Below are 20,302 nucleotides of genomic sequence, written 5' to 3'. Positions count from 1 at the left end.
GATCACGATCTTGGGTTTATCGAGACACTGCTTCTGCCCGCAGGGCGTAGGAGCGACCGGGGTGGCGCTCCACCTTGTCCCGCGATCTGCCGGGAACCGGCAGTAAAACCGGTGCATGCGGAGTGTCTGGCACAACCAAGTCGCCTGATTTTGCTGCCGCTGCGCGCCAGATCGCGGGCAAGCGCGCTCCTACAGTTTCTGCGTCGTTCTAAGTTCTTTGAAACGACGAGATCCCTGTGGGAGACGTCCGAGGTTACGAGGGTATGGGCCGCAATTCGGACGAATGCGGTGGGGCAGTCACTGTTGAGGGTGTTGACCCAGCGCATTCGTCAGTAAGGCGCCCACCGTAACCGTGGGCAGTCGGGTCGTCGTGCAGGCAGTGATCAGAGCGGGGCTTTTTCTTCTGGCGGTTTGGTCTTGTCCACGCCCGGGACATGGAGGTTGCCTTCTGCCACCTGACTGCCTTCCAACTGCGGCTGGGTCACCCACGTCAGGATGTCGTAGTAACGGCGGATGTTCGCAACGAAACTGACAGGCTCGCCCCCTCGGGCGTATCCATAGCGGGTCTTGCTGTACCACTTCTTCTGCGAGAGGCGCGGCAGCATCTTTTTCACGTCCAGCCATTTGTTCGGGTTCAGGCCTTCGCTTTCCGCCAACTTGCGCGCGTCGTCGAGGTGCCCCGTGCCGATGTTGTAGGACGCGAGCGCCAGCCAGGTGCGATCCGGTTCCTGGATCGTGTCCTCCAGTTGATCCTTCACGTAGGCGAAGTACTTGGCGCCACCTTGAATGCTTTGCTTGGCGTCCAGCCGGTTGGAAACACCCATCGCTTGCGCGGTGCTCTGGGTCAGCATCATCAGGCCGCGAACGCCGGTCTTGGACGTCACCGCCGGCTGCCACAACGATTCTTGATAGCCGATGGCTGCGAGCAAACGCCAGTCCACCTGTTCCTGCTTGGCGGCAGCCTGAAAGTGCTTCTCGTATTTGGGCAGACGTTCCTGCAAGTGCTGGGCGAAGGTGTAGGCGCCGACGTAACCCAGCACGTCGACATGGCCGTAATAGCGATCCTTGAGCCGCTGCAGCATGCCGTTCTTCTGCACCTTGTCGAGGAAGGCGTTGATTTCGTTGAGCAGGCTGTTGTCATCGCCCAATGCCACGGCCCAGCGTTGGTCGCGCCCGTCACCCAGATCGAACGCCACGCGCACGTTGGGGAAATAGACCTGATTCATGGCCAGTTCGTTGGAGTCCACCAGCGTCAGGTCGATCTGGCCTTCATCGACCATGCGCAGCAGGTCGACGACTTCGACCTGATCGGACTCTTCATAGTTGATGCCGGGATACTTGACCTTCAATGCCGCCAGTTGCTCGGCGTGGCTGCTGCCCTTGAGCACCAGAATGCGCTTGCCCACCAGGTCGCTCGGATCGGTAGGGCGCGACTGACCGTTTCGGTAAATGACCTGAGGCGTGACTTCAAGGTAGGAATGCGAGAAACGGACCTGTTTGGCGCGGTTCTCTGTGCTGACCAGGCCGGCCGCTGCGAGTACCGGGCCGCCGGGTTTGTTCATCTGGTCGAACAGGTCGTCGAGGTTGTCAGCGGTCTCGATCTTCAGTTCCACGCCCAGATCGTCGGCGAAACGCTTGACCAGTTCGTACTCGAAACCGGTTTCACCGTTGCGATCCTGGAAGTAGGTCGCCGGGCTGTTGCGGGTGACGACGCGCAGAACGCCATCCTCCTTGACTCGTTCCAGCGTGTTGGGTTTCTCAACACAGGCACCGAGCAGCAGGAAGATTCCGGTTGCGATGAGCCACTTGGCGCAGCGTGGGCGGAAATCAGATGGGGAAAACATCGGTGCAGTATACGCAAAGCGCACTGACCGCCATATCTCGACAGAGATGATCGCGTCTGATAGAGCAGTCGGATTCTTTACTCATCTCGGTAGGGATCCGCAAACACCGACATTCGGATGCGCAGAAGCCTTTGTTACGGGTGCCGAAAGCCCCCGGTTTAGGCTAGAATGCACGGCCTCAAAGCACACCCCCTTCCCCGAGGCTGTCCCGACGATGTTGATCTTGCGTGGTGCTCCCGCCCTTTCCGCCTTCCGCCACAAGAAATTACTTGAGCAGCTGAACGATAAAGTTCCGGCTGTGAGTGGCCTGTACGCTGAATTCGCTCACTTCGCTGAGGTTACCGGCGTCCTGACAGAGGATGAGCAGCAAGTCCTTGCGCGTCTGTTGAAATACGGCCCCAGTGTGCCGGTTCAAGAGCCTCGTGGTCGTCTGTTCCTGGTGCTGCCGCGTTTCGGCACCATTTCGCCGTGGTCGAGCAAGGCCACCGACATCGCCCGCAATTGCAGCCTGACCAAGATCCAGCGTCTGGAGCGCGGCATTGCCTTCTATGTAGAAGGTCAGTTCAGCGAAGCTGAAGCACAAATCATCGCCGACAACCTGCACGACCGCATGACCCAACTGGTCCTGGGCGCGCTGGAGCAGGCAGCAGGCTTGTTCAGCCACGCCGAGCCCAAGCCGCTGACCGCGGTCGATGTGCTGGGTGGCGGTCGCGCCGCGCTGGAAAAAGCCAACGTCGAGCTGGGCCTGGCCCTGGCCGAAGACGAGATCGATTATCTGGTCAATGCGTTCACCGGCCTGAAACGCAACCCGCACGACATCGAGCTGATGATGTTCGCCCAGGCGAACTCCGAGCACTGCCGCCACAAGATCTTCAACGCCAGTTGGGACATCGACGGTCAGAGCCAGGAAAAGAGCCTGTTCGGCATGATCAAGAACACCTACCAGATGCACAACGAAGGCGTTCTGTCCGCGTACAAGGACAACGCATCGGTCATCGTCGGCAGCGTGGCGGGTCGTTTCTTCCCGAACCCTGAAACCCGCCAGTACGGTGCGGTGCAGGAGCCGGTGCACATCCTGATGAAGGTCGAGACTCACAACCACCCGACCGCGATCGCTCCGTTCCCGGGCGCATCCACCGGCTCCGGTGGCGAGATCCGCGACGAAGGCGCGACCGGCCGTGGCGCCAAGCCGAAAGCCGGCCTGACGGGCTTCACCGTTTCCAACCTGAACATTCCGGGTTTCGAACAGCCTTGGGAGAAGCCATACGGCAAGCCTGAGCGCATCGTGACCCCGCTGGACATCATGATCGAAGGCCCGCTGGGCGGCGCCGCGTTCAACAACGAATTCGGTCGTCCGGCGCTGACCGGCTACTTCCGTACGTTCGAGCAGTCGATCGACACCCCGCACGGCGAAGAAGTCCGTGGTTACCACAAGCCGATCATGCTGGCGGGCGGTATGGGCAACATCCGCGCAGAGCACGTGCAGAAGGGCGAAATCACCGTCGGCGCCAAGCTGATCGTGCTGGGCGGTCCGGCGATGCTGATTGGCCTGGGCGGTGGCGCGGCTTCCTCTATGGCGACCGGCACCAGCTCGGCTGATCTGGATTTCGCATCGGTCCAGCGGGAAAACCCTGAAATGGAGCGTCGTTGCCAGGAGGTGATCGACCGCTGCTGGCAGTTGGGCGACAAGAACCCGATCGCATTCATTCACGACGTCGGTGCAGGTGGTCTGTCCAACGCCTTCCCTGAACTGGTCAACGACGGTGGCCGTGGCGGCCGTTTCGAATTGCGCAACGTGCCGAACGACGAGCCAGGCATGGCGCCGCTGGAAATCTGGAGCAACGAGTCTCAGGAGCGTTATGTTCTGGCCGTCAGCGCGCCTGATTTCGAGCGCTTCAAAGCCATCTGCGAACGTGAGCGTTGTCCGTTTGCCGTCGTCGGTGAAGCCACCGAAGAGCCGCAACTGACCGTGACCGACAGTCACTTCGGTAACAGCCCTGTGGACATGCCGCTGGAAGTATTGCTCGGCAAGGCGCCGCGCATGCACCGTTCGGCCAATCGTGAAGCCGAGCTGGGCGACGATTTTGACCCAAGCACCCTCGACCTCGAAGAAAGCGTCCAGCGCGTACTGCATCACCCGGCGGTGGCGAGCAAGAACTTCCTGATCACCATTGGCGACCGCAGCATTACCGGCCTGGTCAATCGCGATCAGATGGTCGGCCCTTGGCAGGTGCCTGTGGCTGACGTGGCTGTCACCGCGACCAGCTTCGACGTCTACACCGGTGAAGCCATGGCCATGGGCGAGCGCACACCGCTGGCATTGCTGGATGCACCGGCCTCCGGTCGCATGGCGATCGGCGAGACCCTGACCAACATTGCGGCTTCGCGCATCGGCAAGATTTCCGACATCAAGCTGTCGGCCAACTGGATGTCCGCTGCCGGTCACCCGGGCGAAGACGCTCGTTTGTACGACACCGTGAAAGCGGTCGGCATGGAATTGTGCCCCGAGCTGGGCATCACCATTCCGGTGGGCAAGGACTCCATGTCCATGAAGACCCGCTGGAGCGATGAAGGTACGGAAAAAACCGTCACTTCGCCGATGTCGCTGATCGTCACCGGCTTTGCGCCGGTCACGGACATTCGTGGCACCCTGACGCCGCAGTTGCGCATGGACAAGGGCTTGACCGATCTGATCCTGATCGACCTGGGCCGTGGCAAGAACCGCATGGGGGCGTCGATTCTTGCGCAGACCCACGGCAAGCTGGGCAAGGCTGCGCCGGACGTCGATGACGCTGAAGACCTGAAAGCGTTCTTCGCCGTGATTCAGGGCTTGAACGCCGACGGCCATCTGCTGGCTTACCATGACCGTTCCGACGGTGGCCTGATGGCGACCGTGCTGGAAATGGCCTTCGCCGGTCACTGTGGTCTGAAACTGCAACTTGAAACCCTGACCGGCAAGCGTGAAAAAGTCGCGGCCATCCTCTTCAACGAAGAGTTGGGTGCGGTGATTCAGGTGCGTCACGATGCGACGCCAGTGGTACTCGCTCAGTTCAGCGCTGCCGGCCTGGGCGAGAACTGTGTTGCGGTCATCGGTCAGCCGGTCAACAACAGCGAAGTGACCATCAGCCTGAATGGCGAGGCGCTGTTCAAGGGTGATCGTCGTCTGCTGCAACGTCAGTGGAGCGAGACCAGCTACCAGATCCAGCGTCTGCGTGACAACGCCGACTGCGCCGATCAGGAGTTCGACGGGCTGCTGGAAGAAGACAACCCGGGCCTGAGCGTCAAGCTCGGCTACGACGTCAACGAAGACATTGCTGCGCCTTACATCAAGAAAGGCGTGCGCCCGCAAGTGGCGGTCCTGCGTGAGCAGGGTGTGAACGGTCAGGTCGAGATGGCGGCTGCGTTCGACCGCGCCGGTTTCGCCTCGGTTGACGTGCACATGAGCGACATCCTCGCGGGTCGTGTCGACCTGAACGACTTCAAAGGCCTGGTCGCCTGTGGCGGCTTCTCCTACGGTGACGTGCTGGGTGCCGGTGAAGGCTGGGCCAAGTCGGCCCTGTTCAACAGCCGCGCCCGTGATGCCTTCCAGGGCTTCTTCGAGCGTACCGACAGCTTCGCGCTGGGCGTGTGCAACGGTTGCCAGATGATGTCCAACCTGCACGAGCTGATTCCGGGCAGCGAGTTCTGGCCGCACTTCGTGCGTAACCGTTCCGAGCAGTTCGAAGCGCGCGTGGCGATGGTCGAAATCCAGAAATCGGCGTCGATCTTCCTGCAAGGCATGGCCGGTTCGCGCATGCCGATCGCCATCGCTCACGGTGAAGGTCATGCGGAATTCAAGTCGCCTGAAGCACTGCTTGAAAGCGATCTGTCCGGCACCGTCGCGATGCGTTTCGTCGACAACCACGGCAAGGTCACTGAAACCTATCCGGCCAACCCGAACGGCTCGCCGCGCGGTATCACGGGCCTGACCACCCGCGACGGTCGCGTCACCATCATGATGCCGCACCCTGAGCGCGTGTTCCGTGCGGTGAACAACTCGTGGCGTCCGGATGAGTGGAGCGAGGACGGCGCGTGGATGCGCATGTTCCGCAATGCGCGCGTGTGGGTTAACTGATAGACGATGTACAAGCTCGCTTTCTTTGTTCCACCGAGCCATGTGGAGCTGGTCAAACGCGCAGTGTTCGCCGCCGGTGCGGGGCGAATTGGCGCGTATGACTGCTGTTCATGGCAGGTGCTCGGCCACGGCCAGTTTCGCCCGCTGGACGGCAGTCAGCCGTTCATTGGGCAAACCGGTGAGATCGAGCACGTGGAGGAGTGGAAAGTCGAACTGGTCGTCGACGATGCGTTGATTCAGCAGGCGGTGGCTGCACTCAAGGACAGCCACCCCTATGAAACTCCCGCTTATGACGTGTGGAAGCTGGCGGATATCTAAACGCGAACCCCCTTTTCCAGGGGGGCTGGTCCCTGCGCGAGAGGCGCTGCTTGGCAAGCGTTACCGAGGCTTACGGCCGAATCTCGATCATCGTGCCATCTTTGACCAGATCCCAGACTTCGCGGATGTCGCTGTTCTTCATGGCGATGCAGCCGTTGGTCCAGTCGAGCGTCTGGAAATACCACTCCGGGTACTCTTCGCTGACCGGCGTGCCGTGGATCATGATCATGCTGCCGGGGTTCACACCCTCGCGGCGCGCGCGGGCGGAATCGGAGATGTTCGGGTAGGAAATGTGCAGCGACAGGTTATAGGCGTCGCTGGTCTTGCGGTAATCCAGCCAGTAGAAACCTTCAGGCGTGCGCTGGTCGCCTTCCTGCAGTTTCGGTCCCTTGGGTGACTTGCCCAGCGAGATGCGATAAGTCTTCAGCGCTTCGCCTTTGCTCATCAGCTGCAACTGGTGAGCGGACTTGAGCACCAGAATCTTGTCGATGGTGCGGTCGGAGATGTCCTGCGTGTCCACGACCTTTCCGCCGATGAACTTCTGCTCGCTCCCTTTCGGGACGATGGTCTGGGTGAACGCAGCTTGCGACAGCGGAACGAACGACAGACATAGAACGGCAAGCAAAAAACGCATGTACACAGCATCCCTGAAGCTCGCGCGCAATCGCGCGTCGTCATCTGATCAAGTGGTTTTGAGAGGGGGTGACACAGTGAGGCAATCGGTATGCACCGGGAATTCTTGATGCCTCCTGTCGATAAAGAAGCATTCTAGGGTACGGCGAACCGTGTGGAAAGCCAGCTCCGACCATGGGATGTCGGCTTCGTCGAACAGCTTCACCTCAAGGCTTTCAACGCCGGCGGAAAAATCCGCGCTGGCCATGTTCGCCCGGTAAAAGATATGCACCTGACTGATGTGGGGCACATCGATCATGGCGTACAGATGCAGGTCTTCCAGAATCGCGCAGGCTTCCTCGACGGTTTCCCGTCGCGCGGCCTGCTCGACGCTTTCGCCGTTCTCCATGAAACCCGCCGGCAGCGTCCAGTAACCCAGGCGCGGTTCGATGGCTCGGCGGCACAGCAACACCTTGTTGTCCCAGACCGGCAATACGCCCGCGACAATGTTCGGGTTCTGGTAATGAATGGTCTGGCAGTGTTCGCACACGTAACGCGGGCGGCTGTCGCCCTCGGGAATGCGCTGGATAACCTGTTCGCCGCACTGGCTGCAGAATTTCATGATCGAATCGGGTTCCTGTCGTCAGCGGCTATCTTGGCGTGCGGCGCGGGTGGTCGGCAAGTGGCGTCTTGTGAACGATTGCCCGGTTGTCTCGCAAGGGGTTGGGCACTTTCACGCTTTGGTGCATGATGCCCGGTAGGCAACAGGACGAGAATTCCCATGCTGGACGAGCTACTTGGTCGTATAAGCAGCCACACGCCGGGCACTCTGGAGACCGACAGACGCTTTCCCGAGGCGGCGGTGTTGCTGCCCATCACCCGCAGTGACGAACCTGAACTGGTCTTGACCCTGCGCGCCAGCGGTCTGTCGACGCATGGTGGCGAAGTGGCGTTTCCCGGTGGCCGGCGCGATCCGGAAGACCCGGACCTGATCTTCACTGCGCTGCGCGAAGCCGAGGAAGAAATCGGCCTGCCGCCCGGCCTGGTCGAGATCGTAGGCCCCCTCAGTCCGCTCATCTCCAAGCATGGAATCAAGGTCACGCCGTACGTTGGCGTGATTCCGGACTTCGTCGAATACCGTCCCAACGATGGTGAAATTGCCGCTGTGTTCAGCGTTCCGCTGGCGTTCTTTCGGCAGGACGCTCGCGAGCACACCCACCGCATCGACTATCAGGGTCGCAGTTGGTACGTGCCGAGTTACCGCTTTGGCGAATACAAGATCTGGGGGCTGACTGCCATCATGATCGTCGAGCTGATGAACGTGCTGTTCGACAGCAATATCAGCCTCAACCATCCGCCCAAGCGCTCGATCATTCACACCTTGAAGTCCTGACCGTACCTTTTCATTCAACCGTGAGCCATGCGCTCGAGCCACGGACGTAGCGCCTTGAGGACAACACTATGAAATACCGCCTGGGGGATTCGCGCGTCGAAGCGCACCCGCAAAGCTGGATCGCACCGACCGCCACCCTGATCGGGAAGGTCAGGCTTCAAGCCAATGCCAGCGTCTGGTTCGGCGCGGTGCTGCGTGGTGACAACGAGTTGATCGACATCGGCGAGAACAGCAACGTTCAGGATGGCACGGTCATGCACACCGACATGGGGTCGCCGTTGACCATCGGCAAGAACGTGACCATCGGCCACAACGTCATGCTGCATGGCTGCACCGTCGACGACAACACGCTCATCGGCATTAACTCGGTGATCCTTAACGGCGCGAAAATCGGCAAATACTGCATCATCGGCGCCAATTCGCTGATCGGCGAAGGCAAGGTCATTCCAGATGGCTCGCTGGTCATGGGGTCGCCGGGCAAGATCGTTCGAGAGTTGACCGACGCCCAGAAGAAAATGCTCGAAGCCAGCGCAGCCCATTACGTTCACAATGCACAGCGTTACGCTCGCGATCTGGCGCCACAGGAAGATTGATGTCCATTGACCCGATACCCCATGAAAAACCGGTCCGTTCGCCCTGCGTGAGCATTTGTGCGCTGGACGAGGCCGATGTCTGCGTCGGTTGCCAACGCACCGTCACGGAAATCACGGGCTGGAGTCGCATGAGCAACGACGAGCGGCGCGCGGTGTTGCTGTTATGCGGCGAACGGGCGCGGGCCAGCGGAATGATCTTTTCGGTGCCCGGTTCGAATTGATCCCCTTGACCTGCGCTTAACCTGTTGGAGTGAGCCGCAGCTTGCGGATGCCCGGTGGCAAGGCCTCTTGTGCAAGCGTCAACGCCGGAACCGGAGCGATCATCGGATCACCCGTCCGCCGCCACACCCCAACCCTCAGCCTTCGTGGTAAATTGCGCGCCTTTCTCCCCTGCGGTTGCTCGTCCTTGGCGGGCTGCCCTCGATATCTGCTCCACGAGGACCTGAGATGACTCAAATCGGAACTCCACTGTCGCCGACCGCGACCCGCGTATTGCTCTGCGGTTGTGGTGAGCTTGGCAAGGAAGTGGTGATCGAACTGCAACGCCTGGGCGTTGAAGTGATTGCCGTCGACCGTTACGCCAACGCGCCGGCCATGCAGGTCGCGCACCGCAGCCATGTGATCAACATGCTCGACGGCGCCGCGTTGCGTGCTGTGATCGAGGCCGAGAAGCCGCATTACATCGTCCCGGAAATCGAAGCCATCGCCACCGCGACGCTGGTGGAGCTTGAGTCTGAAGGCTTCACCGTGATCCCGACCGCGCGTGCCGCGCAGTTGACGATGAACCGCGAAGGCATCCGCCGTCTGGCGGCTGAAGAGCTGGACTTGCCGACCTCGCCGTATCACTTTGCCGACACCTTCGAAGACTACAAGCAAGCCGTCGAAGACCTCGGCTTCCCGTGCGTCGTCAAGCCGGTCATGAGCTCGTCGGGCAAGGGCCAGAGCCTGCTGAAAACCGAAGCTGATATCCAGAAAGCGTGGGATTACGCGCAGGAAGGCGGTCGCGCAGGCAAGGGCCGCGTGATCATCGAAGGCTTCATCGACTTCGACTACGAAATCACCCTGCTGACCGTGCGTCACGTCGGCGGCACCACCTTCTGCGCGCCGGTTGGCCATCGTCAGGAGAAGGGCGACTATCAGGAGTCCTGGCAGCCACAGGCCATGAGCCCGGTGGCGCTGGCCGAGTCCGAGCGCGTGGCCAAGGCCGTGACCGAAGCGCTGGGCGGCCGCGGGCTGTTCGGTGTCGAGTTGTTCATCAAGGGCGATCAGGTCTGGTTCAGCGAAGTGTCGCCGCGTCCTCACGATACCGGTCTGGTCACCCTGATTTCTCAGGACTTGTCGCAGTTCGCGCTGCACGCCCGCGCGATCCTGGGCTTGCCGATTCCGTTGATCCGTCAGTTCGGCCCATCGGCCTCGGCGGTGATCCTGGTAGAGGGCAAGTCGACCCAGACGGCGTTTGCCAACCTTGAACAGGCCCTGAGCGAGCCCGACACCGCGCTGCGTTTGTTCGGCAAGCCAGAAGTCAACGGCCAGCGCCGCATGGGCGTTGCCCTGGCGCGTGACGAGTCGATCGAAGCGGCACGTGCCAAAGCGACTCGCTCCTCGATGGCGGTCAAGGTTCAGCTGTAAGCCTTGAGCGCAATAAAAAACGGCGCCTCAGTGGCGCCGTTTTTTGTGTGTAACAAAATCCTGTAGGAGCGTGGCTTGTCCCGCGATCTGCCGGGCACCGGCAGTAAAGCCTACAAATGCGGTTTGCCTGACACGATCAAGTCGCCTGATCTTGCTGCCGGTGCCCCGGCAGATCGCGGGACAAGCCACGCTCCTACACATCAAGCATTACTTGATGGTATCCAGATCCGCATGGCGGGTTTCTTTCAGGCACAGCACGGCGATCACGCTGATCAGTGCCGCCGCCGATACGTAGCCGCCGACCCAGCTCAATCCACCCATTTCCACCAGTTGCTGCGCAAAGAACGGTGCGACGGAAGCACCGACGATGCCGCCGATGTTGTAAGCCGCCGACGCGCCGGTATATCGCACGCGCGTAGGAAACAGTTCTGGCAGCATCGCGCCCATGGGGGCGAACGTCACGCCCATCAGAAACAGCTCGATCGACAGGAACAGCGTCACGGCCCACGTGGTGCCGTGGGTCAGCAGCGGTTCCATCAGAAAGCCCGACAGGATCGCCAGCACACCACCGATGATCAGCACCGGCTTGCGCCCGAAACGGTCGCTTGCCCATGCCGAAAGCGGGGTGGCCAGTGCCATGAACAACACGGCGAAACACAGCATGGCCAGGAACGACTCACGGCTGTAACCCAGCGTCTTGACCCCGTAGCTCAGCGAGAACACGGTCGAGATATAGAACAGCGCATAACACACCACCATCGATGCCGCGCCCAGCAGCATCGGCGCCCAGTATTGCGAGAACAGCTCGGCAATCGGCATTTTCAGGCGCTCGTGGCGCGCGATGGCCTTGGCGAAGACCGGCGTTTCTTCCAGCTTCAGGCGCACGTACAACCCGATCACGACCAGCACCGCGCTGAGCAGGAACGGAATGCGCCAGCCCCAGGAGCGGAACTGTTCGTCGTTCAGGGTCATGGCCAGTGTCAGGAACAGGCCGTTGGCCGCAAGGAAGCCAATCGACGGGCCAAGTTGCGGGAACATGCCGAACCACGCGCGTTTGCCCTTCGGGGCGTTCTCGGTGGCCAGCAGTGCCGCGCCGCCCCATTCGCCGCCCAGCCCGAGGCCTTGGCCAAAGCGCAGGACGCACAGCAGGATCGGCGCCCACGAGCCTATCGCGTCATGGCCCGGCAGCACGCCGATCAACGTGGTGCAGATGCCCATCAGCAACAAGGAGGCGACCAGTGTCGATTTACGGCCAATGCGGTCGCCGAAATGACCGAACAGCGCGGAACCCAGGGGGCGCGCCAGAAACGCGATGCCGAAGGTCAGAAAGGCCGACAGCATTTGTGCGGTGCTGGAGGTCTGTGGGAAGAACACCGGTCCGATCACCAGTGCGGCGGCGGTGGCATAGACGTAGAAGTCATAGAACTCGATGGCGGTGCCGATGAAGCTGGCGGTGGCCACGCGGGCGGCGGAGTTGGCAGGACGTGCCTCGCGCTCGTCGCTTGGCTGATACGTGGAGGTGCTGGTCATGCGGGTATCCCTGGCAGTCATCTTGCCTGTCAGCGAAGAACGAAAGATCGTCCGCGCGCTGGGGCAATCGTTAATTATTTTGGGTACAGCGCTGAACAGACTAGCCCGGATGCGGGCAAAGGCGACTGGCAACGCTCGGGGTGTGAGCGGGCGCCAAGGAGTGGCGTGAAGACGTCAGGCTGAGTGACTGGCCGGATCGCGCCTGGTGCGGGTAGCACGCGGATCGGCGGGGCTGGGTAAGCGGCTCGATTATAGGAAGGGCCTAAGCCTGGAAACAAGTGTTTCCAGGCGCGCTTTAGATCACGTCCTTGGTTCGGGTGTTTTGCCACATGAGCACGCGAGTGACGCGATTGTCCTCGGTCTCGAGGGTTTCCAGCCGGTACGGGCCTATTTTCAGGCACACGGCGCTGTCGGGAATGGTTTCCAGCGCTTCGGTGATCAGGCCGTTGAGGGTCTTCGGGCCGTCGGCGGGAAGGTGCCAGCTGAGGGTCTTGTTCAGGTCGCGAATCGACGCGGCGCCATCCACCACCAGACGCCCGTCGGGCTGTGGGTGAATGTGCGGGTTGTCGAGCGATTGTTCGCTTTCGAATTCGCCGACGATTTCTTCGAGAATGTCTTCCAGGCTGACGATGCCCAACACCTCCCCGTATTCGTCAACCACCACGCCCATGCGCCGCTGCTGCTTGTGGAAATTCAGCAATTGCAGCTGCAGTGGTGTGCTTTCCGGCACGAAGTAGGGTTCATAACAGGCGGCTTTCAGCGCTTCTTTGGTCAGTTCTCCACGCGGCAGCAGATGACTGATCATGCGGGTATTGAGCACGCCCTCAACCTGGTTGATGTCGTTGTGGTAAACCGGCAGGCGGGTGTGGCGAGAAATGATCAGCTTGTCAGCGATTTCTTCGATGGTGTCATCCAGGTTGATGCCGTCCACTTCGCTGCGCGGTACCAGAATGTCGTTGACGCTCATGCTGTCGAGCGCATGAATCCCTGAAATGATATGCGCGCGGCCGAACTGGCTTTCGTTGTCTTGATAGATCGTCGGCCCCATGTCGTCGTCATCGTCGGCGGTGTCCGGCCGGCGTTTTGACAGGAACGGGCGCAGCAGCAGCTTGGCGATGTTCTTGTAGACCCAGGTCAGCGGCCGCAGCAGGCGGACGGGAATGCGCAGGACATTGTTGCCCAGTAGCAGGATGGCCTCGGGGCGGCGTGCGGCCAGTTTGCGTGGAATGAATTCGGTGACGATGACCAGCACGCTCGCAACCGCGAGCCAGGCAATCAGTGGGCCATGGAAATACCACTGACTGATCGCCAGCAGCGTGGCCAGCACGGTAACCAACACCTTGAGTAGCGTGTTGCCGAGGATCAGGCTGTTAAGGTTGAACGCCAGCGTCGGCTTGGGCGGTTCGGTCGAGCGCGGATGGACGCGGGCAGCGCGCAAATTGTGGTGAGCGGCTTCGACCGCGGTGAACAGCGCCGACCACAAGGTGAGCAGGGCGAGCAGCGCAAGCATCGTGCCGGTGGGCAGGTTATCCATGATCAGCGCCCGTCAGATGTGCAGGATGTATTCGCGGACGAGCTTGCTGCCGAAGTAGGCCAGCATCAACAGCAGAAAACCGCCCAGGGTCCAGCGAATGGCTTTATGGCCTCGCCAGCCTAGACGGTTGCGTCCCCACAACAGGACGCTGAATACGATCCAGGCCAGGATCGACAACAGGGTCTTGTGGACCAGATGCTGGGCGAACAGGTTTTCGACAAACAGCCACCCTGAAATCAGCGACATCGACAGCAGCGTCCAGCCGGCCCAGAGGAAGCCAAACAGCAGGCTTTCCATAGTTTGCAACGGCGGGAAGCTTTTGATCAGGCCAGACGGGTGCTTGTTCTTCAGTTGATGGTCCTGCAGCAGAACCAGCAGGGCTTGAAACACCGCGATGGTGAACATGCCGTAAGCGAGGATCGACAGCAGGATATGCCCGATCAGACCAGGTTCTGCCTCAATGGGCTGCAACGTGCCTGCCGGCGCGAATTGCGCCATCAGCGTGGTCAGAATCCCGAGCGGAAACAGCAGGATCAACAGAATTTCAACGGGAAGGCGGATGCATGCCAGCATCGTCACGATGATCACCGCGACCGCAATCAGGCTGGCGGCGCTGAAAAAATCCAGGCCGAGGCCGATGGGACGCACCAGTTGCCCGAAAAGCGCACTGGTCTGACAGGCGACGGCCAGGGTGCCGATCAGGCACAGCAGCCATTTATCGGCCCTTTTGCCCTGACGCAGGCGAGTACCTTGATAGAGGGTCGCAGCGGCGTAGAGAACGGCGGCGGCGAGGCTGAATAGCAAACTGGGTGACAAGGGGAACATAGATCCTGATGGGCGTGCCCGAAAGCCGCTGAGTTTGGCATAGAACCGACAGTCCACGAAAGACCACAGAAGCAGACGTCGTGGTGTCCGTGCGCCAGACTCTTCGCTATAATCCGCGACCTGCTCAAGCCACAGGCTCGTCGAGCGCTGTTCCCTCTATATAAATGCGTCGTTTTCTGGCGCTGCATCGGGGAGCGGGGCCGCATCAACTGGGGTTCATGACGAACTCAAAGGATCACGCATGTTTGAAAATCTGACAGATCGTCTCTCACAGACGCTGCGCCAGGTCACCGGCAAAGCCAAGCTGACCGAGGACAACATCAAGGACACTCTGCGTGAAGTGCGTATGGCGCTGCTCGAAGCCGACGTCGCCTTGCCGGTGGTCAAAGACTTCGTCAACCGGATCAAGGAGCGCGCCGTTGGCACCGAGGTGTCGCGCAGCCTGACACCGGGTCAGGCGTTCGTGAAGATCGTCCAGGCCGAACTGGAAGAGATGATGGGGGCTGCCAACGAAGAGCTGACCCTCAACGTCGCGCCGCCGGCGGTCATCCTGATGGCGGGTCTGCAGGGTGCGGGTAAGACCACCACCGCGGGCAAGCTGGCGAAATTCCTCAAAGAGCGCAAAAAGAAAACCGTGATGGTGGTATCGGCGGACGTTTACCGTCCTGCGGCCATCAAGCAGCTGGAAACCCTGGCCAACGACATCGGCGTGACGTTCTTCCCGTCCGACATCAGCCAGAAGCCTGTTGCGATTGCCGAAGCGGCCATTAAAGAAGCCCGGCTCAAATTCATTGACGTCGTGATTCTCGACACCGCCGGCCGTCTGCACATCGACGCCGAGATGATGGGCGAGATCCAGGCGCTGCACGCGGTGGTCAAGCCGGCTGAAACGCTGTTCGTGGTGGACGCCATGACCGGCCAGGACGCCGCCAACACGGCCAAGGCCTTCGGCGACGCGCTGCCGCTGACCGGCGTGATCCTGACCAAGGTCGATGGTGACGCACGAGGCGGTGCCGCGCTGTCGGTTCGCGCCATCACCGGCAAGCCGATCAAGTTCATCGGTATGGGCGAGAAGAGCGACGCTCTGGAGCCTTTCCACCCTGACCGTATCGCCTCGCGCATCCTGGGCATGGGTGACGTGCTCAGCCTGATCGAGCAGGCCGAACAGACCCTCGACAGGGAAAAGGCCGACAAACTGGCCAAGAAGCTGAAGAAGGGCAAAGGCTTCGATCTCGAAGACTTCCGCGATCAGCTGCAACAGATGAAAAACATGGGCGGCCTCGGTGGCCTCATGGACAAGCTGCCGACCATGGGCGGCGTCAATCTGGCGCAGATGGGCAATGCCCAGAGCGCGGCAGAGAAACAGTTCAAGCAGATGGAAGCCATCATCAACTCCATGACCCCGGCCGAGCGCCGCGACCCTGAACTGATCAGCGGTTCGCGCAAACGCCGCATCGCCATGGGTTCCGGCACGCAGGTGCAGGACATCGGGCGTCTGATCAAGCAGCACAAGCAGATGCAGAAGATGATGAAAAAGTTTTCCAGCAAAGGCGGCATGGCCAAAATGATGCGTGGCATGGGCGGAATGCTGCCCGGCGGCGGCATGCCCAGGATGTGATTTGCACCGCGCGGGAGTTTCTTTCGCGCGTCCTTCTTTGGGGCAACCGTCCCACTGGCCTGCTCGCGCAGGCGCTTAATGGCCGTTGATGAAGACGGCTCCATGGCAAATCTTGATGGCCCTACGGCGCGCGCCGGAAAAAGTCATTTGCAAAAGTCCGGATATTCCTTAGAATATGCGGCCTTTCGGGCACCCATGCCCGCTGTGCATCTTAGATTTGCAGCACCGACTACAGGAACTTTGTTCAATGCTAACAATCCGTCTTGCCCTTGGCGGCTCCAAAAAGCGCCCGTTTTACCACCTGACTGTGACCGACAGCCGTAACCCACGCGACGGTTCGCACAAGGAACAAGTAGGTTTCTTCAACCCGGTTGCCCGTGGTCAGGAAATCCGTCTGTCCGTGAACCAAGAGCGCGTTGCCTACTGGCTGAGCGTTGGTGCACAACCTTCTGAGCGCGTTGCTCAGTTGTTGAAGGAATCTGCCAAGGCTGCGGCCTGAGCAATATGAACGCGACGCCAGTTGTTGCTGATGACCTGATCGTCGTTGGCAAAATTTATTCTGTTCATGGCGTTCGCGGCGAAGTGAAGGTGTATTCCTTTACTGATCCGACTGAAAACCTGTTGCAGTACAAAACCTGGACGCTCAAGCGCGAAGGCAATGTGAAGCAGGTTGAGCTGGTCAGTGGACGCGGGAGCGACAAGTTCCTGGTCGCGAAGCTCAAAGGTCTCGATGATCGCGAAGAAGCTCGTCTTCTGGCGGGTTATGAGATCTGCGTGCCACGCAACCTGTTCCCTGAACTAACCGACGGCGAGTACTACTGGTACCAGCTGGTAGGTTTGAAGGTCATCGACCACCTTGGGCAATTGCTCGGGAAGATCGATCATCTTCTGGAAACCGGCTCGAACGATGTAATGGTGGTCAAGCCCTGCGCGGGCAGCCTGGATGATCGCGAACGCTTGTTGCCTTACACAGAGCAATGCGTGTTGGCCGTCGATCTGGTTGCTGGCGAGATGAAGGTGGATTGGGACGCGGATTTCTAAGCAATGGCTAGCCTGCGCATAGAAGTCATCAGTCTGTTTCCCGAGATGTTTTCCGCCATCAGCGAATACGGCATTACCAGCCGTGCGGTGAAACAAGGGCTGTTGCAGCTGACTTGTTGGAATCCGCGGGACTACACCACGGATCGGCATCACACTGTGGACGATCGCCCGTTTGGCGGTGGCCCTGGCATGGTGATGAAGATCAAGCCTCTGGAAGATGCGCTGGTTCAGGCCAGACAGGCTGCCGGGGATGCGGCGAAGGTTATTTACCTGTCGCCACAAGGCCGCAAGCTGGATCAGTCTGCGGTACGCGAGTTGGCTCAGGAGGAAGCACTTATCCTGATTGCCGGTCGTTATGAAGGCATTGACGAGCGTTTTATTGATGCTCATGTCGATGAAGAGTGGTCGATTGGAGACTATGTGTTGTCTGGCGGTGAGCTGCCGGCCATGGTCCTGATAGATGCGGTTACGCGACTGCTGCCTGGAGCTTTAGGGCATGTGGATTCCGCGGAGGAAGATTCCTTCACGGATGGTCTGCTGGATTGCCCGCACTACACCCGACCGGAGGTGTATGCGGATCAGCGTGTTCCCGACGTATTGCTAAGTGGCAATCACGCACACATCCGGCGTTGGCGTTTACAGCAGTCCCTTGGGCGGACCTATGAACGACGCGCCGATCTTCTGGAAAGCCGCTCGCTTTCTGGAGAAGAGAAGAAGCTGCTGGCGGAATACCTCCGCGAGCGGGACGATAGTTAACGTATCGATGGTAAATCCGACTGATTTACCTTAGGAGCACAGCATGACTAACAAAATCATTCTTGCACTCGAAGCAGAGCAGATGACCAAAGAAATCCCTCCCTTTGCCCCGGGCGACACCATTGTCGTTCAGGTGAAAGTGAAGGAAGGCGACCGTTCGCGTCTGCAAGCGTTCGAAGGCGTTGTCATCGCCAAGCGTAACCGTGGTGTGAACAGTGCTTTCACTGTTCGTAAAATCTCCAACGGTGTTGGCGTTGAGCGTACTTTCCAGACCTACAGCCCGCAAATCGACAGCATGGCTGTGAAACGTCGCGGTGACGTTCGCAAAGCCAAACTGTACTACCTGCGTGACCTGTCCGGTAAAGCAGCTCGCATCAAGGAAAAACTGGTTTAATCCCAGTCTCCGATGCAGAAAAAAGCAGCCTACGGGCTGCTTTTTTGTTTTCTGAAGAAAAGCCACTCCGGGCCCCCACAGGTGCTGTGCACGCCTGATGGTTTTGTACCGCTCTTGCTTATATGAAAGACTGCCCCTCGTTTTCCTCTGCTCAAGCCGAATCCATGCCCGCCCTAGACCACCCCATGATCGACCGCTTCCTCGACGCCCTGTGGCTGGAAAAGGGGCTCTCGGACAACACCCGCAATGCCTACCGCAGCGATCTCGCGCTGTTCAATGGCTGGTTGCAGGAGCGCGGAATCGACCTGATGGCCGTTGGGCGTGGGGCGATCTTCGATCACCTGGCCTGGCGTGTCGATAACGGCTACAAAGCGCGTTCGAGTGCACGATTTCTGTCCGGCGTACGAGGGTTCTATCGATACCTGCTGCGCGAGAAACTGATCCCTGTCGATCCCACCTTGCAGGTAGACATGCCGCAACTGGGCAAGCCTTTGCCCAAATCTCTGTCCGAGGCCGATGTCGAGGCGCTGCTAGCTGCGCCTGATTTGAGCGAGGCCATTGGTCAGCGAGACCGGGCGATGCTGGAAGTGCTCTACGCTTGCGGTCTGCGGGTGACCGAGCTGGTCAGCCTGACGCTGGAGCAGGTCAACCTGCGCCAGGGTGTGTTGCGAATCATGGGCAAGGGCAGCAAGGAGCGATTGGTGCCAATGGGGGAGGAGGCCATCGTCTGGGTCGAGCGTTACATGCGGGATGCACGTCAGGAAATCCTCGGCGGACGCCCCAGCGACGTGTTGTTTCCCAGTTTGCGGGGCGAACAGATGACCCGACAGACGTTCTGGCACCGGATCAAGCTCCAGGCGAAGGTGGCGGGCATTGGCAAATCGTTGTCGCCGCACACGTTGCGTCATGCGTTCGCCACCCATCTGCTTAACCACGGCGCCGATCTTCGTGTGGTCCAGATGCTCCTCGGGCACAGCGATCTGTCCACTACGCAGATCTACACCCATGTGGCGCGCGCGAGGCTGCAGGACCTGCACGCCAAACACCACCCGAGAGGGTGAGGGCGACCGTAATTTACGACGTGTCTTACATCAGTCGGCGTCGGTGTTGCGGGCCTTATGTGATAGGCTTTGCCGGTTTCGCCGATTGGCGGTCCGAAAACCTGCAGGTACGCCCGCGTCCGCCGTTTTCATGGCCGCCCGTCAGCCCACCGCCCGAGGAGTTTTCATGCGCGTGACTCGTATTATCGGTGCTGCCGTTGTAGCGCTGGCCAGCACCTTCAGCCTGTTTGCCCACGCCGATGAGGCGTCTGACAAGGCCATCCGCAAAACCCTGGAATCCCTGAACCTGGAAATTCCGGTCGAAAGCATTTCCAGCAGCCCGCTCAATGGCCTGTACGAAGTCAACCTGAAGGGCGGCCGCGTGCTGTACGCCAGTGCCGACGGTCAATTCGTGATGCAGGGCAACCTGTACCAGATTCAGGGCGGCAAACCGGTCAACCTGACCGAAAAAGTCGAACGTCAGGCGATTTCCAAGACGATCAATGGCATTCCGACCGCCGACATGGTGGTCTACCCGGCGGTTGGCGAGACCAAATCGCACATCACCGTGTTCACCGACACGACCTGCCCGTACTGCCACAAACTGCACGGCGAAGTACCCGAATTGAACAAACGCGGCATTGAAGTGCGTTACGTCGCTTTCCCGCGCCAGGGTCTGGGCTCGCCGGGTGACGAACAACTGCAGGCCGTATGGTGTTCCAAGGATCGTCGCAGTGCCATGGACCGCATGGTCGATGGCAAAAACATCGAGGCACCGAAGTGCGCCAACCCGGTGACCAGGCAATTCGAAATCGGTCAGTCGATTGGCGTGAACGGCACGCCGGCCATCGTTCTGGCTGACGGTCAGGTGATTCCGGGCTACCAGCCTGCGCCGCAAGTCGCCAAACTGGCACTCAGCGCCAAGTAATCCTGTTCGGCGCGCTCTGCCCGCGACGAACAGTGAAGCGCCGGATCTGCCGGTGTTTCATCAATAGCGAGCCGCAAAACATTGCGGCTGTTTTCACGGCCGGCCTCGCGTCGGCCGTTTTATGGGGAGTTCA

The 20,302-nt window shown here is 60.1% G+C and carries 19 protein-coding genes; 13 read left to right on the top strand and 6 right to left on the bottom strand.

What is annotated here, in order from left to right:
- Window positions 1-383: 383 nt before the first annotated feature.
- A complete protein-coding gene (mltF, locus tag BMY73_RS20975; protein WP_062383409.1) occupies window positions 384-1,844 on the bottom strand; it encodes a membrane-bound lytic murein transglycosylase MltF in 1,461 nt (486 codons plus the stop codon).
- 214 nt (window positions 1,845-2,058) lie between these two features.
- Between mltF and purL the strand changes: the two genes are divergently transcribed.
- A complete protein-coding gene (purL, locus tag BMY73_RS20970) occupies window positions 2,059-5,958 on the top strand; it encodes a phosphoribosylformylglycinamidine synthase (protein WP_092409443.1) in 3,900 nt (1,299 codons plus the stop codon).
- Window positions 5,959-5,964: 6 nt separating this feature from the next.
- Entirely contained in the window at window positions 5,965-6,276 is a 312-nt protein-coding gene (locus tag BMY73_RS20965) for a YqfO family protein (protein WP_092409441.1), read from the top strand.
- 70 nt (window positions 6,277-6,346) lie between these two features.
- Here the strand turns inward: BMY73_RS20965 and BMY73_RS20960 are convergent, their stop codons facing one another.
- Window positions 6,347-6,910 (bottom strand): L,D-transpeptidase family protein, encoded by a 564-nt coding sequence (locus BMY73_RS20960; RefSeq protein ID WP_062383402.1) that lies wholly within the window; start codon window positions 6,908-6,910, stop codon window positions 6,347-6,349.
- A 48-nt stretch (window positions 6,911-6,958) separates the two neighbouring features.
- The gene (locus tag BMY73_RS20955; RefSeq protein ID WP_062383400.1) at window positions 6,959-7,510 is read right to left on the bottom strand and encodes an NUDIX hydrolase; all 552 of its coding nucleotides are present in this window, start codon (window positions 7,508-7,510) and stop codon (window positions 6,959-6,961) included.
- A 159-nt stretch (window positions 7,511-7,669) separates the two neighbouring features.
- On the opposite strand from BMY73_RS20955, the gene BMY73_RS20950 reads away from it, so the two are divergent.
- The 4 genes from BMY73_RS20950 (at window position 7,670) to purT (ending at window position 10,503) form a co-directional block, all read left to right on the top strand.
- Window positions 7,670-8,281, top strand: coding sequence for a CoA pyrophosphatase (locus tag BMY73_RS20950; RefSeq protein WP_062383398.1), 612 nt, complete (start codon window positions 7,670-7,672; stop codon window positions 8,279-8,281).
- Window positions 8,282-8,349: 68 nt separating this feature from the next.
- Window positions 8,350-8,874 carry a gamma carbonic anhydrase family protein gene (locus BMY73_RS20945; RefSeq protein WP_062383395.1) on the top strand — a complete coding sequence of 175 codons (525 nt, stop codon included), beginning with the start codon at window positions 8,350-8,352 and terminating at the stop codon, window positions 8,872-8,874.
- The gene (locus BMY73_RS20940; protein ID WP_092409439.1) at window positions 8,874-9,095 is read left to right on the top strand and encodes a DUF1289 domain-containing protein; all 222 of its coding nucleotides are present in this window, start codon (window positions 8,874-8,876) and stop codon (window positions 9,093-9,095) included. The genes BMY73_RS20945 and BMY73_RS20940 overlap by 1 nt, the downstream gene beginning before the upstream one ends.
- Window positions 9,096-9,321: 226 nt before the next feature.
- The gene (purT, locus tag BMY73_RS20935) at window positions 9,322-10,503 is read left to right on the top strand and encodes a formate-dependent phosphoribosylglycinamide formyltransferase (protein ID WP_062383389.1); all 1,182 of its coding nucleotides are present in this window, start codon (window positions 9,322-9,324) and stop codon (window positions 10,501-10,503) included.
- A 207-nt stretch (window positions 10,504-10,710) separates the two neighbouring features.
- Here purT and BMY73_RS20930 read toward each other — a convergent pair whose 3' ends face one another.
- The 3 genes from BMY73_RS20930 to BMY73_RS20920 all read right to left on the bottom strand — a co-directional run bounded on the left by BMY73_RS20930 (window position 10,711) and on the right by BMY73_RS20920 (window position 14,392).
- Window positions 10,711-12,033, bottom strand: a complete 1,323-nt coding sequence (locus BMY73_RS20930) for an MFS transporter (RefSeq protein WP_092409437.1) — start codon at window positions 12,031-12,033, stop codon at window positions 10,711-10,713.
- A gap of 295 nt (window positions 12,034-12,328) precedes the next feature.
- Entirely contained in the window at window positions 12,329-13,567 is a 1,239-nt protein-coding gene (locus BMY73_RS20925; RefSeq protein WP_092409435.1) for a transporter associated domain-containing protein, read from the bottom strand.
- A 12-nt stretch (window positions 13,568-13,579) separates the two neighbouring features.
- Window positions 13,580-14,392, bottom strand: coding sequence for a cytochrome C assembly family protein (locus BMY73_RS20920; protein WP_092409433.1), 813 nt, complete (start codon window positions 14,390-14,392; stop codon window positions 13,580-13,582).
- Between the two features lie 241 nt (window positions 14,393-14,633).
- Here BMY73_RS20920 and ffh point away from each other — a divergent pair, with 241 nt between their 5' ends.
- From ffh to dsbC, 7 genes are all read left to right on the top strand, one after another.
- Entirely contained in the window at window positions 14,634-16,010 is a 1,377-nt protein-coding gene (ffh, locus tag BMY73_RS20915; protein WP_092409431.1) for a signal recognition particle protein, read from the top strand.
- A gap of 247 nt (window positions 16,011-16,257) precedes the next feature.
- Window positions 16,258-16,509, top strand: a complete 252-nt coding sequence (gene rpsP / locus BMY73_RS20910) for a 30S ribosomal protein S16 (protein WP_003185073.1) — start codon at window positions 16,258-16,260, stop codon at window positions 16,507-16,509.
- Window positions 16,510-16,514: 5 nt separating this feature from the next.
- On the top strand, window positions 16,515-17,051 hold the full coding sequence (gene rimM, locus BMY73_RS20905) for a ribosome maturation factor RimM (RefSeq protein WP_062383376.1): 537 nt from the start codon (window positions 16,515-16,517) through the stop codon (window positions 17,049-17,051).
- Window positions 17,052-17,054: 3 nt separating this feature from the next.
- Window positions 17,055-17,807, top strand: coding sequence for a tRNA (guanosine(37)-N1)-methyltransferase TrmD (trmD, locus tag BMY73_RS20900; RefSeq protein ID WP_062383373.1), 753 nt, complete (start codon window positions 17,055-17,057; stop codon window positions 17,805-17,807).
- A 43-nt stretch (window positions 17,808-17,850) separates the two neighbouring features.
- Window positions 17,851-18,201: a 50S ribosomal protein L19 gene (rplS, locus tag BMY73_RS20895; RefSeq protein WP_008018567.1), complete on the top strand. Its 351-nt coding sequence runs from the start codon at window positions 17,851-17,853 to the stop codon at window positions 18,199-18,201.
- 164 nt (window positions 18,202-18,365) lie between these two features.
- Window positions 18,366-19,262 carry a site-specific tyrosine recombinase XerD gene (gene xerD, locus BMY73_RS20890; RefSeq protein WP_062383370.1) on the top strand — a complete coding sequence of 299 codons (897 nt, stop codon included), beginning with the start codon at window positions 18,366-18,368 and terminating at the stop codon, window positions 19,260-19,262.
- Window positions 19,263-19,428: 166 nt separating this feature from the next.
- Window positions 19,429-20,169 carry a bifunctional protein-disulfide isomerase/oxidoreductase DsbC gene (gene dsbC, locus BMY73_RS20885; RefSeq protein ID WP_062383367.1) on the top strand — a complete coding sequence of 247 codons (741 nt, stop codon included), beginning with the start codon at window positions 19,429-19,431 and terminating at the stop codon, window positions 20,167-20,169.
- The last annotated feature ends 133 nt before the right edge of the window (window positions 20,170-20,302 follow it).

The sequence above is a fragment of the Pseudomonas sp. NFACC02 genome, assembly GCF_900110765.1.
Classification (GTDB): Bacteria; Pseudomonadota; Gammaproteobacteria; order Pseudomonadales; family Pseudomonadaceae; genus Aquipseudomonas.
The sequence above is the reverse complement of the archived record's forward strand: the minus strand, read 5'-3'. Positions and strand labels throughout refer to the sequence as shown.